The 17,097-nt window shown below is 56.7% G+C and carries 15 protein-coding genes and 1 tRNA gene; 7 read left to right on the top strand and 9 right to left on the bottom strand.

Annotation, left to right across the window (positions count from 1 at the left end):
• Positions 1-2,022, top strand: a complete 2,022-nt coding sequence (locus DFR30_RS13110) for an acyltransferase family protein (RefSeq protein WP_132973962.1) — start codon at positions 1-3, stop codon at positions 2,020-2,022.
• Positions 2,023-2,028: 6 nt separating this feature from the next.
• Here the strand turns inward: DFR30_RS13110 and ilvA are convergent, their stop codons facing one another.
• Positions 2,029-3,543, bottom strand: coding sequence for a threonine ammonia-lyase, biosynthetic (gene ilvA / locus DFR30_RS13115; RefSeq protein WP_132973964.1), 1,515 nt, complete (start codon positions 3,541-3,543; stop codon positions 2,029-2,031).
• 81 nt (positions 3,544-3,624) lie between these two features.
• On the opposite strand from ilvA, the gene rpiA reads away from it, so the two are divergent.
• The 5 genes from rpiA (at position 3,625) to DFR30_RS13140 (ending at position 6,588) form a co-directional block, all read left to right on the top strand.
• Positions 3,625-4,284 carry a ribose-5-phosphate isomerase RpiA gene (gene rpiA / locus DFR30_RS13120; protein WP_132973966.1) on the top strand — a complete coding sequence of 220 codons (660 nt, stop codon included), beginning with the start codon at positions 3,625-3,627 and terminating at the stop codon, positions 4,282-4,284.
• Positions 4,285-4,459: 175 nt separating this feature from the next.
• Complete coding sequence (locus tag DFR30_RS13125) at positions 4,460-5,500, top strand: DUF2235 domain-containing protein (protein ID WP_132973968.1); 1,041 nt, start codon at positions 4,460-4,462, stop codon at positions 5,498-5,500.
• Positions 5,501-5,603: 103 nt separating this feature from the next.
• Entirely contained in the window at positions 5,604-5,933 is a 330-nt protein-coding gene (locus DFR30_RS13130; protein ID WP_132973971.1) for a type II toxin-antitoxin system RelE/ParE family toxin, read from the top strand.
• Positions 5,934-5,935: 2 nt separating this feature from the next.
• The gene (locus DFR30_RS13135) at positions 5,936-6,247 is read left to right on the top strand and encodes a helix-turn-helix domain-containing transcriptional regulator (RefSeq protein WP_132973973.1); all 312 of its coding nucleotides are present in this window, start codon (positions 5,936-5,938) and stop codon (positions 6,245-6,247) included.
• On the top strand, positions 6,244-6,588 hold the full coding sequence (locus DFR30_RS13140) for a hypothetical protein (protein ID WP_132973974.1): 345 nt from the start codon (positions 6,244-6,246) through the stop codon (positions 6,586-6,588). The genes DFR30_RS13135 and DFR30_RS13140 overlap by 4 nt, the downstream gene beginning before the upstream one ends.
• 55 nt (positions 6,589-6,643) lie before the next feature.
• Here the strand turns inward: DFR30_RS13140 and DFR30_RS13145 are convergent, their stop codons facing one another.
• The 7 genes from DFR30_RS13145 to DFR30_RS13175 all read right to left on the bottom strand — a co-directional run bounded on the left by DFR30_RS13145 (position 6,644) and on the right by DFR30_RS13175 (position 14,373).
• A complete protein-coding gene (locus DFR30_RS13145; protein WP_132973975.1) occupies positions 6,644-10,486 on the bottom strand; it encodes a DUF3683 domain-containing protein in 3,843 nt (1,280 codons plus the stop codon).
• Between the two features lie 41 nt (positions 10,487-10,527).
• Positions 10,528-11,466 carry a WD40 repeat domain-containing protein gene (locus tag DFR30_RS13150; RefSeq protein WP_165869212.1) on the bottom strand — a complete coding sequence of 313 codons (939 nt, stop codon included), beginning with the start codon at positions 11,464-11,466 and terminating at the stop codon, positions 10,528-10,530.
• 92 nt (positions 11,467-11,558) lie between these two features.
• Positions 11,559-12,578 carry a porin gene (locus DFR30_RS13155; RefSeq protein WP_165869213.1) on the bottom strand — a complete coding sequence of 340 codons (1,020 nt, stop codon included), beginning with the start codon at positions 12,576-12,578 and terminating at the stop codon, positions 11,559-11,561.
• 308 nt (positions 12,579-12,886) lie between these two features.
• A tRNA-Gln gene (locus DFR30_RS13160) sits at positions 12,887-12,960 on the bottom strand.
• A 7-nt stretch (positions 12,961-12,967) separates the two neighbouring features.
• Entirely contained in the window at positions 12,968-13,357 is a 390-nt protein-coding gene (gene rpsI, locus DFR30_RS13165; RefSeq protein WP_132973981.1) for a 30S ribosomal protein S9, read from the bottom strand.
• Between the two features lie 23 nt (positions 13,358-13,380).
• Positions 13,381-13,809, bottom strand: coding sequence for a 50S ribosomal protein L13 (gene rplM, locus DFR30_RS13170; protein WP_132973983.1), 429 nt, complete (start codon positions 13,807-13,809; stop codon positions 13,381-13,383).
• A gap of 255 nt (positions 13,810-14,064) precedes the next feature.
• A complete protein-coding gene (locus DFR30_RS13175; protein WP_132973985.1) occupies positions 14,065-14,373 on the bottom strand; it encodes a (2Fe-2S) ferredoxin domain-containing protein in 309 nt (102 codons plus the stop codon).
• A 78-nt stretch (positions 14,374-14,451) separates the two neighbouring features.
• On the opposite strand from DFR30_RS13175, the gene DFR30_RS13180 reads away from it, so the two are divergent.
• Complete coding sequence (locus DFR30_RS13180; protein WP_165869214.1) at positions 14,452-15,660, top strand: (Fe-S)-binding protein; 1,209 nt, start codon at positions 14,452-14,454, stop codon at positions 15,658-15,660.
• A 27-nt stretch (positions 15,661-15,687) separates the two neighbouring features.
• On the opposite strand, the gene purD is transcribed toward DFR30_RS13180, so the two are convergent.
• Positions 15,688-16,968, bottom strand: coding sequence for a phosphoribosylamine--glycine ligase (gene purD / locus DFR30_RS13185; RefSeq protein WP_132973990.1), 1,281 nt, complete (start codon positions 16,966-16,968; stop codon positions 15,688-15,690).
• Between the last annotated feature and the right edge of the window lie 129 nt (positions 16,969-17,097).

The following is a 17,097-nucleotide window of genomic DNA, read 5'->3' on the forward strand; positions in this document are numbered from 1 at the left end:
ATGAAGCACCGTACTGACATCGACGGGTTACGTGCGATTGCCGTACTGCCGGTTATTCTCTTTCACGCCGGCTACTCCTGGCTGCCCGGTGGTTTTGTCGGGGTCGATGTCTTTTTCGTCATCTCCGGCTACCTGATCTGCTCCATCATCCTCAGGGAAATGAAACAGCAGCGCTTTTCTTTCCTGCGCTTTTATGAACGCCGGGCACGGCGCATTCTCCCCGCCCTGCTGGTCGTGCTGTTCACCACCCTGCTTGCCGGTTACTTCTTTCTGCTTCCGGATGAATACGCCATCCTGTCGGAAGCCACCCTGGCCGCCCTGGCGTTCGTGCCCAACATTTATTTTGAAAATACCGCCAGCACCTACTTTGGCCTGGACATCGCAACCCAGCCGCTGCTGCACACCTGGTCACTGGGTATCGAGGAACAGTTCTATATCCTGTTCCCCGGCCTTCTGCTGTTGCTATACAAGTACTTCGACAAAAAAATAATGAAACTGGCCCTGGTGGCCATACTGGCGGTATCGCTCGCCGCCAACATTCTGCTGGCAGCGGATTTCACCACGTTTACCTTTTATATGATCCCGACCCGCGCCTGGGAGCTGCTGGCCGGTGTCATGCTGGCTATTGGCCTTATTCCCCAGGTGCGCGGACAACTGGCCGCCAATATTGTCTCCAGCATCGGGCTGGCACTCATCATCGGCACCATGCTGCTGCTGGGTGAAAACGCGGTATTCCCGGGAATCAATGCCGTTTATCCCGTGCTGGGTACGGTAATGGTGCTGCATGGCAACACACATGTTTCCACCGCTGTCAGCTGGCTGCTCAGCCGCCAGCCACTGGTCTGGATCGGACTGATTTCCTACTCGCTATACCTGTGGCACTGGCCGGTAACGGTCTATACCGGCATGCTGACCGATTCCAGCAACAGCCGGCTGTTTATCGTCGCGCTGTCTATCGCACTTTCCGCACTTTCCTACCGCTATGTCGAAAGCCGTTACCGCAAACCCAGTGAGCGCCTGCCCGCCCGTCGCATCACCGGCGAACTCGGAACGATCGGCGCACTCTCCGCCGCCGGTGCTGTGTTTATTATTTCCGGACAAGGCCTCGCACAGAGAATACCGGACGCAGTAATGCACGTTGCCTTGACAACTCATGGTGACGCCGAACCGGAAAAGTGCCGAACCTTCACTGAAAACAGGTTGGGAGAAGAAGACGAAAAAGGGAAACTCTGCCAATTGGGAAAACAGGGTGGAGTACCCGACTTTATCATCTGGGGTGACTCACACGCACAGTCGCTTTCCCACGCACTGCATCTGGCTGCCCTGCAAACCGGCAAAAGCGGCTACTCAGTCACACTGGGGGGCTGTCGTCCACTACTCGGCGTGTACCGGAAACACAAGGAAAAGTGCCTGAAGTTCAACGACGCCGCATTGAAGCTGATTGAAGAAACACCCTCTATCCGGCAAGTATTCCTTGCCGGTTACTGGCGCATTCCGCTGACCAGCCAGGGGTATGACAACAGCAACTTTCTCATCATGGACGAGAAAACAGGTACCACCTCGCCGGCTGAAAACCGCCTGGTATTCGAGCGTGGCCTGCACCGCACACTGGAGAGACTGAAAAACCGCAAGGTTGTTATTGTCGAAGACATCCCGGAGGTTGGTTCGCAGTTCGGGAAATCCGTGGCCAACCATTTTATTCGCCAGGCCTGGCTCGGGACTGAACACACGGCACAATTTGAATACAAACTGACTACCGACAAATACGAAAAGATCTTTTCCGAAGTGCTCTCCGAACTCCCGGGCAACACAGAACTGCTGAAAATAAGACCCTGGCTGTGCAGCGACACGTCCTGCCCGCTGCTGATCGACGGGAAACTGGTCTATGCCGATGGCGACCACCTGTCGAGATTCGGTGCATCATTGCTGGTTCCCGCACTGCTGCCTTACCTGGCACCTGACGGGACTGCGGCACTTTCAGGGGCTGGCCCGGTGAAGAAAACGCAACCCGGCAAACAGTAAAGCCGGTCAGCCAAGAAACAGTGTGTAAGCCGGGTTATCCAGTTCCTCGAACCAGGTATAACCCAGATCATCCAGCGAGGCGCGGAAGCCTTTTCGCTCCGCTGGCGGCACCTGCACCCCGACCAGCACCCGGCCGTAGGCCGCACCGTGATTACGGTAATGAAACAGGCTGATATTCCAGCGCTTGCCCATGCTGGCAAGGAACTTCAGCAGTGCGCCGGGGCGTTCGGGAAACTCGAAGCGGTACAGTACTTCATCGTCGATGCCCGAGGCGTGCCCCCCCACCATGAAACGGATGTGGGTCTTGGCCATTTCGTTGTCGGTCATGTCGACCACAGCATAACCCTGCTTGCGCAGTGTATCGAGCAGCTCCTCACGTTCTTCGTCACCACCGCTCAACTGCACACCGGCGAAAACCTGTGCATCGTGCGCATCGGCATAACGATAATTAAACTCGGTAATCCCCCGCTTGCCCAGTGTGCGACAGAATTTCAGGAAGCTGCCGGGTTGCTCGGGGATGGTGACAGCCAGCAGGGCTTCGCGGCGTTCGCCAATTTCAGCGCGCTCGGCCACGTGGCGCAGGCGATCAAAATTGATATTGGCACCACTGTTAATCGCAATCAGGGATTCATCAGTGCAACCCTCGCGCTCGACATATTTTTTTATGCCGGCCACGGCCAACGCTCCGGCCGGTTCCACCATGGCACGGGTATCATCGAAGATATCCTTGGTGGCAGCACAGATTTCATCCGTGCTGACCAGCATAATCTCATCCACAAACTTGCGCGCCAACCGGTAAGGTTCCTTGCCGGCCTGTCGCACCGCAACACCGTCAGCAAAAATACCGACCTGGTCGAGCACCACGCGCCGTTTGCGTTTCAGCGCCTCGTACATGCACGGCGCATCTTCGGGCTCTACACCAATGACGCGGATATCCGGGCGCAAGGCCTTGATGTAGGCCGCCATGCCGGCAATCAACCCACCACCGCCAACCGGAACAAACACGGCATGTATCGGGTCACGCTGCTGTTGCAGCACTTCCATCGCCACCGTGCCCTGCCCGGCAATCACTTCGGGGTCATCATAGGGGTGGATAAATATCATGCCGCGTTCTTTCGCCAGCTTGTGCGCATGCTCGCAGGCTTCATCGTAGGTATCACCGTGCAGCAACGGTTTGCCGCCCAGCGCACGCACCGAGCTGACCTTGATCCCCGGTGTGGTGCGCGGCATTACAATCAGGGATTTTATGCCGCGATGTTTCGCCGCCAGTGCTACGCCCTGCGCATGATTACCCGCTGATGCGGTAATAATGCCTTTTTCGCAACTCGCCGCATCGAGGCTGGCAATCTTGTTATAGGCGCCACGCAGCTTGAAGGAAAATACTGGCTGCAGGTCCTCGCGCTTCAACCACACATCATTGCCCAGCCGCACGGACAGGCCTTGCGCAAAATCCAGGCGGGTTTCAGTGGCAACGTCGTAGACCCGCGAATTGAGGATCATTTTCAGGTATTTGTCTGGCATAGACGGATAATAAACGGAACAGGGTAGGAGTCAATTTGATTGTCCGGTATTATCGGGAGAATTGATTTTCAGGAGCGCACTATGGACCAGGACGAACTCAAGAAACAGGTCGCCGAAGCGGCCATCGAGTATGTTGAAGCAGGCACCGTCATCGGCGTCGGCACCGGCTCGACAGCCAACTTTTTCATCGACGCACTGGCAAAAATAAAGGGCAAGATCGACGGCACCGTCGCCAGTTCGATTGCCAGCGCCGAACGGCTGAAGGGACACGGCATCCCGGTACTGGACCTGAACGAGGTCGGTGAACTGTCGGTATATGTAGACGGTGCCGATGAGACCAACGAGCAGCTGCACCTGATCAAGGGCGGTGGTGGCGCGTTGACACGTGAAAAAATCGTCGCCGGTGCCAGCCGCAAATTCGTTTGTATCTGCGACGAGAGCAAGCTGGTGAAAATGCTCGGCGCCTTCCCGCTGCCCATCGAGGTTATCCCCATGGCGCAGAGCTTTGTTGCACGTGAGCTGGTCAAACACGGCGGCATGCCGGAGCTACGCCAGGGTTTTACGACGGACAATGGCAATATCATCCTCGACGTCAAGGGCATGGAAATTATGGAACCTTGTACGCTGGAGTCTGCGCTGAATAATATCCCGGGTATCGTCACCGTGGGCATATTTGCCAACCGGCCTGCTGATGTGCTGTTACTTGGCACGGCCAACGGGGTAAAAACGCTTACGGCCTGAAGAGCTCAGTCACCACCGTCATTGCGATGCCTTGACCCGCAAGGGTAAGGTACCCGTAATGAAGCCCGTAGGGATTCTATGGGCACAGCGAAGCAATCTCCCACAGCCTGGCACCCGCCCAAAGAGATTGCCACGCTACGCTCGCAATGACGGGCAAATCAGAGGGAAGCTGATAGTGAAAAAACGGATTATCATCTGTGCCGACGGCACCTGGAACCGTCCCGAGAAAGATCTCGACAAGGATTTCCCCACTAATGTCCTGAAACTCGCACGTGCGATTAAACCGATCGGCAGCGATAAAGTCCCGCAACAGGTATTTTATGACTGGGGCATAGGATCGTACTATGCAAAACTCAGCGGCGGCATTACCGGCAAGGGCATCAATAAAAATATCATGGACGACTACCGGTATATCGTCCAGAACTATGCACCCGGCGATGAGTTATTCTTTTTCGGCTTCAGCCGCGGCGCCTACACCGTTCGCTCCCTGTGCGGGATGATCAACAACATCGGTATACTCAAACGCCCCGATGCCCGGCTCATCCAGCAGGCTTTCAATCACTATAAAAAACCTGGCAAGGCCTGGCACCCGAGGGGTGAAAAATCTGTCGCATTTCGCCGCAAGCACTCACACCGGGGCCGCGATATCGCCTTTGTCGGCGTCTGGGACACGGTTGGCGCACTCGGCATCCCGTTCTCTTTTCTTGGCCTGCTGGACCGCAAGGACGAGTTTTACGATAACAAGATGGGGCCCATTATCAAGGTTGCGCGACACGCCATGGCCATCGATGAATTGCGCAGTGATTTCGAGCCGACTATCTGGGAACCGCGCCCGGGCATCGACCTCAAACAGGCCTGGTTCGCCGGCGTACACAGTGATGTCGGCGGCAGCTACGCGCCCGACAAGGATGGCGGCCTGGCATCAGACTACGCCATGGACTGGATGATGCGTGAAGCCAGGAAGCTCAACCTGACCCTGGAGCGCCACCTGGGCAGAAGCCTGAAGCCCGAACCGGATGCCACACTGCACAAGTCCCGCAAGTTTATCTACCGTTCAAAACGGCCCTACTATCGCCCCATCGATCATGGCAAGGGTGAAATACTGATACACAAGTCTGTGAAAATACGCTGGGACCTGGATCCAAAATACCGGCCCAAAAATCTGCGCGATTACCTGAAGGCTAATAATGACAACTGGCCGCAGCTGGTGAGTTGAGCCAGGAAACCCCGCAATGCCAAGGATGCCTGTACACGGACATCAGGCATAAATTCAGGAATAAACCCCTTGCTATTAAGTAACACTTAAGTTACCTTTAGTTATGGTCGAAGTAAGGGAATACATCGACGCACGGGGAGTATGCCCCGTTGAAAAGTGGTTCAGGCGCCTGAATGCCCAGGCAGCCGCGAGAGTCACTGTCGCACTATCAAAACTTGAGCAAGGATATTCGGGCGATCATAAAAGCGTCGGCGCCGGTGTGCAGGAACTTCGCATCAATATTGGGCCCGGTTACCGTATCTATTTCGGCAAGGATGGCGAGAAAATCATCATCCTGCTTGGCGGTGGCACGAAGAAAAAACAACAACGCGACATACACGCCGCACAGGAACGTTGGAAAGACTATAAACGCCGCAAGAGGCTTAAGAACTAGCAATGGCATTGACACGTGACTTCAAGGAAACGATTCTGGAACGGGTGAACACAGATCCCGATTTCAGACGGGCACTTTTGCGTGAATCTGTCCAGTGTATGCTGGATGGCGATATGGATACGGGAAAAGCCATTATGCGCGATTATATCAATGCAACCATTGGCTTTAAGAAGCTTGGGGAGAAAACCCATAAACAGCCGAAAAGCCTGATGCGCATGTTCAGTCCAAAAGGAAACCCCCAGGCCAGAAACCTCTTTGAAATAATTGCGTATCTCAAGAAACAGGAAGGCATAGGCTTGAAGATTTGCAAATGATCCGTTTAAAAAAAGCACACATGGGCTGGGGAAGCGCCTGCTTTGATGAGCAGCTAAAAAAAGAAATTGAACAGGTGGATGCTTCGCAACTGCCTCTCCAGGCAGGACTGTCACAAAGCAGCTACGTCAGCGATGAGCCATTCCGGGTTATGGTTATCGGCACCACGGAAACAGAAAGCCATATTCAGGTACGCGCCGGTATCTTTTACTCGGGAATTATTGCCGGTTGCAGCTGTGCGGATGACCCAACGCCGGTCGAGGCACAAACTGAATATTGTGAAGTGATGTTTGATATAAACAAAAAGAGTGGTGAAGCGACTGTCGCGCTGGCGGAAGATTAAGGAACCTCTGATTAATCAGAACTTCCTTAACTACTGGCTGCCAGCCTGCACTTTCCTAAAGCAGCACGCGCTCGATACCACCGTCCCGCGCCTGTTCGATAAAGCGTTTCTGCCAGTCTTTACCCAGGTGACGATCCGCCAGCTCACTGACGATATAGCGGGTTTCCAGGCCGGTGTCTTCCGCGTAACGCGACAACCCCTGCTGGCAGGCCGGGCAGGATGTCAGCAACTTGACCGAGCCATCTGTCACCCTGTCCTTGCCGGTCAGACCGCGCAAATCGTTTTCAAGTTCTTCCTGTTTGCGGAAGCGTATCTGGGTGGCAATATCCGGGCGCGATACGGCCAGTGTTCCTGCCTCACCACAACAACGATCCGACAGCTTGACGTCTGCACCCAGTAACTGGCCCGCCACTTTCAGTGAGTTGTGCGTTTTCATTGGCGTATGACAGGGCTCGTGATACAGGTATTGCTGCCCTTCCACACCCTCCAGTGAGACGCCCTTCTCCATCAGGTACTCGTGGATGTCGAGCAAACGACATCCCGGGAAGATCTGCTCGAACTGGTATTGCTGCAACTGGTCCATGCAGGTGCCACAGGACAGGATGACAGTTTTGATGTCCATGTAGTTGAGTGTATTGGCGAGGCGATGGAACAGCACACGGTTGTCAGTGGAAATCTGCTTGCCTTTATCGAGATCACCGGACGAGGTTTGCGGGTAACCGCAACACAGGTAACCCGGCGGCAAAACGGTCTGCGCACCTGTTTCATACAGCATGGCCAGTGTGGCGAGACCCACTTCACTGAACAACCGCTCCGAACCGCAACCCGGAAAATAGAACACCGCATCCGAGCGATCATCGACCTTTCCGGGGTCGCGCAGGATAGGCACAACACTGCCATCCTCGATGCCCAGCATGGCGCGCGTGGTCCGGGTCGGCAAACCGCCCGGCATGGGCTTGTTCATAAAATGTACGACCTGCTCGACCATTTTCGGCTTGCCGGTGGTAGCCGGCGGTAACGCGGAACGATGCTTCCCGGTCAGGGTTTGCAGCGCGCGGCGCGCCAGCCGCTGCCCCTTGTAACCCCACTCGATCATACCCTTGCGCATCAGCTTGATGGTGGTCGGATCGGTAATATTGAGGAACGCCATGGCGGCCCAACTGGCCGCGTTGAAACGTTTCTTGCCCTGCTCGCGAAGAATGCTGCGCATGCGCACAGACACTTCACCGAAATCAATATCGACCGGACAGGGCGCCAGGCATTTGTGGCAGATGGTGCAGTGATCGGCCACATCGTTCATTTCGTCGAAGTGTCGGGTGGATATACCACGCCGGGTTTGTTCTTCATACAGGAACGCCTCGATCACCACGCCGGTGGCGAGTATCTTGTTGCGCGGCGAGTACAGCAGGTTGGCGCGCGGCACATGGGTGGTACACACCGGTTTGCACTTGCCGCAACGCAGACAGTTGCTGATATCGTCATTCAACTCACCCAGCTCACTGGCTTCCAGCAACAAGGCCTCCTGCTGCACCAGTCTTAACGAGGGCGTATAGGCATTCTCCAGCCCCGAGCCTTTTAACAGCTTGCCACGATTAAACACCCCGCGCGGATCAACAAGCTGCTTGTAGTCAGAGAAGGCCTCCAGTGTTGCATCATCGAGGTACTGGATTTTGGTAAGACCGATACCGTGCTCGCCGGAAATCACACCATCCAGCGAACGGGCCAGCGCCATAACACGGTCCACGATACGCCCGGCTTCGTGCAACATGACATAGTCATTGGAGTTAACCGGTATGTTGGTATGTACATTGCCGTCGCCCGCGTGCATATGGGTAGCGACAAACAGACGACCGGAACGCACCTGCGCATGGATTTCATCCAGCCGTTCGCGCACCGGTTCGAATTCACGGCCACTGAAACTGTGCTTGAGCGGGCGTTCGATGGTCTCCCGGTAGGAAATGCGCAGGTCACGCCGCAGCAACAAATCAATCAACCGGTCATTGTCACGGATTGCATCCGCGTCCACCCCTTCGGCCAGCTCACGACATTCGGCCACCGGCTGCTCATGTTTTTCCAGTATAGTCTTCCAGCGCGCGCTGACCGCATCAAGGCGCTCACAGGCAGCGCGTTGCTTGTCAGCGAGAATAGCGCGGTTCTCTTCGCTGTCTTCGTAGTCATCGTACTGCTTCAGTTCGGGCAGGCTAGCGCCCAGGTATTCGCGTACTGCGTCGATCATCGCCAGCTTGTTGCGGATCGAGTACTCGATATTGATGCGCTCGATTCCTTCGTTGTACTCGGACAGTCTGTCGAGCGGAATGACCACGTCTTCGTTAATTTTGAAAGCATTGGTATGCGCGGCGATGGCCGCGGTACGCGCACGGTCCAGCCAGAACTGCCTGCGCGCTTCAGGACTGACCGCGATAAAACCTTCACCACCGCGCTGGTTGGCCAGCCGCACAACCGCCGAGGCCGCTTCGGCAACCGCCGCTTCGTCCTCGCCGGCGATATCCATGACCAGCACCATCTTCGGCAACTCGCGGCGTGGCGACTTGGTGCTGTATTTCACGGCGCGCACATAGCGTTCGTCGAGGTGCTCCAGGCCGGATAACACCACCCCGTCGCGTGCGTCCAGGTAATCCTTGGTTTCAACAATGGCAGGGACGGCGCGCGCAAGATCCGAACCGAAAAACTCCAGACACACGGTGCGGATCTGTTCGGGCATGCGGTGAACCACAAATACCGCCGAGGTAATCAGGCCGTCGCAGCCTTCTTTCTGGATACCCGGCAGACCACCGAGAAACTTGTCGGTTACATCCTTGCCAAGGCCTTCCTTGCGCAAGGACACACCCGGCATTTGCAGCAACGCCGGCTCACTCTTGCGCGTAACACCATCGGCCTCATAGCGGTGAACACGAAAGCGCACTGTTTCCTGATCGTGAATTTTCCCCAGGTTATGGTCGAGGCGTTCCACCTCCATCCAGTCACCGTCCGGCGTCACCATCCGCCACGACACCAGGTTATCGAGTGTGGTACCCCACAGCACAGCCTTCTTGCCACCGGCATTCATGGAAACATTACCGCCGATGGTGGAAGCGTCCTGGGAGGTAGGGTCAACCGCAAAAACATAACCGGCTGCCTCGGCACGCTCCGAAACCCGGCGCGTCACAACCCCGGCTTCGGCGCGAATCGTCGGCACCGGCTGGCTGACACCTTCCAGTTGTCGCATGTCCAGTTCGCCGAGCGCTTCGAGCTTTTCGGTATTGATCACTGCAGCATCGCCATGCAGGGGCACGGCGCCGCCGGTATAACCGGTACCACCACCACGCGGAATAATCGTCAGCCCGAGGTCGATACAGGCGTGCACAATCTCCCGCACTTCCTGCTCACTGTCGGGGCTGATCACCACAAAGGGTAATTCGACGCGCCAGTCTGTCGCATCGGTGGCATGCGACACACGCGCCAGCCCGCCAAAGTCGATATTGTCTGCCCGCGTTACCCGCGCCAGACGTTTGCGAATGCGCGCACGCAAGTCACGTGTTTTGGGGAACCAGGCGGCAAAGGCACTGACGGCGTCTCGCGCCCGCTCCACCAGTCGCAACGCTTCGACATTACCCTTGGCACGACTGACCACCTGATCCAGTCGATGATTCAGGGCATGGATCAGCTGCTCGAAGCGTTTACGGTTTTCCAGCAGGTCATCCTGGATATAAGGGTTGCGCGTGACGACCCACAAGTCGCCCAGGACTTCGAACAGCATGCGCGCAGAACGGCCGGTCCGGCGTTCGCCACGCAGCGTTTCGATAACGCCCCACATCTCCTCACCGAGAAAGCGCAATACAATTTCGCGATCGGAGAAAGACGTATAGTTATAGGGGATTTCGCGTATGCGATGGGGCATGCCGGGCCGCGCTGGTGCTTTAACAGGAGCGCATTGTAACACTATTCGCTTTCTTCACCCCAGACCGTTACAGGGCGATACGGCGCCTTCATATCATAGAGGTGTATTGAACCCTCTTCCCCTGCGCTGGCCGCGTAACGCCCGTCCGGACTGAAACGCGCCTGCCATCCACACAGGTTGTGCGCCTGCAGGCGGCGCAAGATACGGTTGCTCTGTGCGTCGATGAGGTACAACGAAGAATCCGTTTGCCGACCCAGCGTGAGCCAGGTTTGCTTGTCGGGGTTGATGTCCACCGAAATGACCTGCCCAAGGTGCGCGGTCGGCCTTGGCTCAAGCACACCGCTGGTTACATCCCAGACCCAAAGCCTGAACCAGCCTCCCGCCAATAGCCTGCTGCCATCCGCAGAGAAATGCAGATCATTTGCATCGGATGAGGGTCGCTCCAGCTCGCGCCAGTGTGACAGATCACGATCTCCCACAAGCACGCGCCCATCTGCGGTGGAAACAGCCACCTGCCCGCCTCCTGCATCAACCGCGACGGAAATAATCCGGCCACCGATTTCGCCTTGCGCTTCGACACCCAGACTCCCGGTATTGACCCGCAGCACACGGTTGGCCTGCCCCAGCAACACATAGCGCCGGTCCGTTGATATCTTCATTGCCCGAACGGGCCCTGGAAAAAAGCGCGACACTACGTCGGAGGTGCCCACATGATAGCGGCGCAATTCACCCGTCCTGTCCACGCTGAGTAAATGCAGCTCATCTTGCCAGGCCAGCCCTTGCACCCTTGACCGGTGTGCAGGCAGGCGGCGTTGCTCCATACCACTGCCAACCGACCAGATGATAACTTCGCCATGCAATCCACCGCTGGCCAGCAAGCGCCCGGAGGGCGAGAAAGCAATGCGCTGCGCACCACCGGGATGAACCCCGGATAACAGATGTGTCGGCGGCTGGCTTTTTGTAACCGAACAACCAGACACCAGAAAGAGTAATGCCAGCGAAATAAAACGCAGGCATAAAAAAACGGGGTCCGAAGACCCCGTTTTTACTTCGTCACGAAACAAGGTTTCGTTTAGAAGTTGTGACGCAGACCCAGTGAGAAGATGTCAATCTCACCTGTGTTATCAAAGTCCTGCTGAGCATACGTCGCATAGACGCGTGTACGGTTGCTGAACTTGTGATAACCGCCCAGACGCCAGGTGGTGTAATCATCCATGCTGACACCATCATCAGACTCGTCGCCTTCGGCATAGTCGAAGGAAACCAGGTTGTTACCGATGGTGTAGGAAGCGCCAACATCGAAGATATTGGCATCCTGGTCGCCGGAGATCAGGCCACCGTCGATTTCATACATACCCCACACGGCAACATCACCGAAGGTGTACTTGAGACCGAACTGGGTGGCGTCATCATCACCGCCAGTCTGCGTGGTCAGGTAGGAAGCAAATGCATAGATGTTGCCGGCCTTGTAGCTGGCACCCAGGCTGTAGGGATCGTCATCGTTTGCATCGTTCTTGTTGTTGTCGAGGGTGTAGGTACCAAACACTTTCGCACCACCGGCAAACGTCGGGGAGTCATAGCGGATGGTGTTGGTGGCACGACCCTGACCTTCTTCGCCACGACCCTTGTGCAGTGAAGACTGCAAGCCAATGTTACGGGCCTGGTTACGGGTGCGGTAGAACGGATCCAGCTTGGAAGCCGGTGATTTGTAGGCGGTGGACATGCTACCGAAAGCAATCTTACCAAAGCCTTTGGATTTCAGGCCGACGTACATGTCACGACCCTTCCACTCACTGTTGTTACGACCAACAGTATCATCTTCGTTGGTACCAGGACCCTGTTCAGAGTCATCGATATCAACCTGCCACTCAACCTTGAAGAAGGCTGACATGCCGTCGCCCAGATCCTCGCTACCTTTCACGCCAATGGCGGAACGGTTGGAACCCATGTTTACATCGTCATCACCACCATCCACATCAGTGGAATCGATGGATACGTCAAGCTGACCGTAGAGCTTCACGTCTGCGTTGGCCAGACCCATACCGCCTGCCAGCACCAGACCCATTGCCGTTACAATTAATTTTTTGTTCATGAGAGAACTCCTCTTACTCATAGCTATAAGCAACACAAGATTATCGTTACGAGGCGCTACTCTATCGCAAGGAAAAACATAAATGCAACAACTTTTTTCAAAAAAACAACATTAGCGAATTAATGATGTTTTTTTACAACATTCTTGCCCTGTTTGCTTCCCACTCAACTTATAGATAGAGAAAATAGCACCTAATCAGATAGTTTGAAAAATCGTCAGTTTATTGGCGTCCATTTGCTGGGATTCTTTAGGGAAGGACAAAAAAACAACAAACAAAAAACCCGCCTTTCGGCGGGTTCCTGGTTTTATGGCTGGCGGACTAGGATTCGAACCTAGATTAGAGGCGTCAGAGGCCTCTGTCCTGCCGTTAGACGATCCGCCAACAAACTTTAACGCTTGCTGAACTGCGTAGCGCGGCGTGCCTTGCGCAGACCGACCTTCTTGCGCTCCACTTCACGGGCATCGCGGGTGACGAAGCCTGCCTTGCGCAGCGGGCTGCGTAGCTCACCATCGTGCTTCATGATAGCGCGCGTGATGCCGTGACGGATGGCGCCGGCCTGACCGGTGGTACCACCACCCTTGACGGTGCAATTCACATCGAACTGGTCATCGAGCTTTACCACTTCCAGCGCCTGGCGCACGATCATGCGTGCGGTCGGGCGACCGAAGTACTCGTCCAGCGGACGCTGGTTAACGGTAATGGCGCCACTGCCCTTCTTCATAAAGACACGGGCCGTGGAACTCTTGCGGCGGCCGGTTGCGTAATATGTATCACTCATGTTGCTCTATCGCCTCGAAACGTCTAGATTTCCAGCGCTTTGGGCTGCTGGGCAGCGTGCTGATGTTCAGCGCCTGCGAAGATTTTCAGTTTACGGTACATGGCGCGTCCCAGCGGGTTCCTGGGCAGCATGCCCTTGACCGCCAGTTCCAGCACCCGGCCAGGGGCCTTGGCCTGCAGCTTTTCAAAGCTGATGGACTTCATGTTACCGATGTAACCGGTGTGATGGTGGTACATCTTGTCGGTCGCCTTGCGCCCGGTGACGCGGATCTTGTCCACGTTGACCACCACGATATAGTCGCCCGTATCCACGTGCGGCGTATATTCCGGTTTATGCTTGCCACGGAGGCGTCGTGCAATCTCGCTGGCGAGGCGTCCGAGGGTCTTGTCGGCGGCGTCGACGACATACCAGTCGCGCCGCACTTCATGCGCCTTGGCACTGAAGGTTTTCATTGGAATCTGCTCCGAAAATCCGGTACTGCTTCAAAAGAGCGGGAATAGTACAGAAAGCTTCGGGGGGATTCAAGCACTTGAGGCACCCGAATTCCAGACAAAAAAAAGCGCAACGGGGGTCGTTGCGCCTAAAATACCACCAAAGGAGGATTGGAGGAGACTGATCAGGCATACGGTTGGGGGGTCGCCCGATCAGCTTGTAAGTATTTTCTAATATGCTTCTTTACTTGTCAACCCTCTTTTTGAAATATTTGCCTAGATCTTCAACCGCTCGACCACCCGCCCGTTCACCAGGTGCTCATCGATGATTTCATCGATGTCCGACTGGTCGATATAGCTGTACCAGACGCCCTCGGGGTAAACGACCAGCACTGGCCCTTCACTGCAACGGTCCAGGCAACCGGCGCTATTGACCCGGATCTTGCCTTTCCCGGCAATTCCCAGTTCTTTACTGCGCTTTTTGGCGTAATCGCGCAGGGCCTGGGCATTGAAACGCTGGCAACAGGCCGAGCCGTCCTCACGGAGATTGGTACAGAAAAAGACATGACGTTTGTAATAGGACATGCGCGCACCTTAGCCGATCACGCAAAAAAAAAGCAATGGTGCTTGTATCCCGCGACGAGTGCCGGTATTCCTGTATATATGGACGACCTCTCCGCGACAGACCGCTGTGTGAAGTGCGGTCTGTGCCTGCCGCACTGCCCGACTTTCACACTCACCGGCAATGAAGCCGACTCCCCGCGCGGGCGCATCAGCCTGATGCAGTGGCTGGAAGCATCACCGGAAATCTCCCAGGGGTTCCTGAACCATATCGACCGCTGCCTGCAATGTGGCGCCTGCGAGGCGATGTGCCCGTCCAAAGTACCGTTCGGCGCGTTGATGGATACCGCGCGGACCAGGCTTGCGCCGCAGCACCGGCAGGGATTCAGCAACAGACTGTTGGCCGGTATTGGCTCAAGGGTGCTGGCTTCGCCCCGCGCACTGCGGCTGGCCGGCCCGGTGCTGGGAGGTTACCGCCGCCTGGGGTTACCGGCCTTACTGGGAAAACTGCCGGGTACGGTGGGGCGGCTCAATCGTTTGCTGAGCCGCAAAACCGGTGCCGGGCACCGATTGGCACGGCCGGCCGGCAACCTGCCCCGCCTGCACCTGTTTCCCGGTTGCACCGGCCATGCGCTGGACCGGCAAACGCTTTACGATGCACAACAGCTGTTGCGGGCACGGGGTTACGATGCCGTGATCAGCCGCGAAACGGCCTGTTGCGGGGCACTGCAGCAGCACATCGGACAAGCGGACAGGGCGGCCGCACTTGCCCGGCATAACCATACCGCGCTGGGCGATGATGAAGTGCCGGTGATCAGTATCGCCAGTGGCTGTGCAGCACATCTGCAAGGCTACGATGCGGTGGACACCCTTGACGCGTCCGCGCCCTTTTCATCGCGCGTCAGCGAAATCATGGCCTTCCTCGCGGAACAGGATGCGGCCACCGTGCGCTTCGACCCCTGCGAGGAACCGGTGGGCGTTTATGTGCCGTGCACCCAGCGTAATGCCTTGCGCCAGTCGCAAGCCCTGTTTGACGTTTTACGCTGGATTCCGGGACTGGAAACACGCCACATCAACCCGCAAGGCGGATGCTGCGGTGCAGCAGGCAGTTATATGGTGACCCAGCCGGCATTTTCCGATGCGCTGGGTGATGCGGTTGTGGAACGCATTATCGACAGCGCTGTGCGCACGCTGGTGACGACCAACATCGGCTGCTCGATTCAGCTGCAGGCACGACTGCGTGCGCGTGGCATCGAGGTGGAAGTCATCCACCCGGTGACGCTGCTGTTGAGGCAACTGCGCTCGCAATGACGGGAGGGTGTGTAATTAGGGTGGAGGTTAGCGGTTGATTGCGCGATGTCCGATATCGCGACGGCAGTACATACCTTCCCAGCTGATTTTGTCGACGGCCTGGTAGGCCCGGCGCTGCGCTTCGGCCACGTTGTCGCCGAGCGCACAGACGCACAACACACGACCGCCTGCGGTCACGACCTTGTCACCGTCCAGCGCGGTGCCGGCATGAAAGACTTTCACACCTTCACCGAAGTCGCTGTCCAGACCGCGGATTTCATCACCCTTGCGGTAGCTGGCGGGATATCCCCCGGCGGCCAGCACAACACCGAGGCTGGCTCGCGGGTCCCAGTCGGCTGTCACGTTGTTGAGTTGGCCATCCAGCGCCGCCTCGCAGAGCGCCACCAGGTCGGATTGCAGGCGCAACATGATGGGCTGCGTCTCCGGGTCACCGAAGCGTACATTGTATTCCAGCACTTTCGGTGTACCGTCGGCCGCAATCATGATGCCTGCGTAGAGGAAACCCGTGTAGGGTTTGCCATCTGCCGCCATTCCCCGCACGGTAGGCAGGATGACTTCGTCCATGATGCGCCGGTGCATGGCTTCGTCGACGACCGGCGCCGGTGAATAGGCCCCCATACCACCGGTGTTGGGGCCGGTATCACCTTGGTCGCGCGCCTTGTGGTCCTGCGAGGTGGCCAGCGGTAACACCTGTTCACCGTCGACCATGACAATAAAGCTCGCCTCTTCACCGGTGAGGAATTCCTCGATCACCACACGGTGACCGGCCTCACCGAATGCGTTACCCGCAAGCATGTCGCGGCAGGCAGCAATGGCCTCCTCCCCGGTCTGCGCGAGGATGACACCCTTGCCTGCCGCCAGCCCGTCGGCCTTGATGACAATGGGCGCACCCTTCGCCCTGACATAAGCGATCGCTTCATCGAGATCGGTGAAATTGCCGTAAGCCGCCGTCGGAATATTGTGGCGGGCGAGGAAATCCTTGGTGAACGCCTTGGAGCCTTCCAGTTCCGCCGCAGCCGCATCCGGGCCGAAGATACGCAGGCCGGCGTCACGAAAACGGTCGACCACACCGGCCACCAGCGGCACTTCCGGGCCGACGATGGTCAGGTCGATGCCTTCGCGCCGTGCAAAATCCAGCAACGCATCGATGTCTTCCGCAGCAATGGCGACATTTTGCAAACCGGGTTCCTGCGCGGTACCGGCGTTACCTGGCGCGACAAACACGGTGTCCACCTGGTTCGACTGCGCCGCCTTCCAGGCCAGCGCGTGTTCGCGGCCACCGCCACCGATGATCAGTACTTTTTTCACTACCTGAGCAACCTCATGATCAATCCGTCATTGCGATGCCTTGACCCACAAGGGTAAGGTACCCGTAATGAAGCCCGTAGGGATTCTATGGGCGTAGCGCGGCAATCTTTTAAAGTCTGGTACCAGGCT

The sequence above is a fragment of the Thiogranum longum genome (genome assembly GCF_004339085.1).
In the GTDB taxonomy this organism is placed as follows: domain Bacteria; phylum Pseudomonadota; class Gammaproteobacteria; order DSM-19610; family DSM-19610; genus Thiogranum; species Thiogranum longum.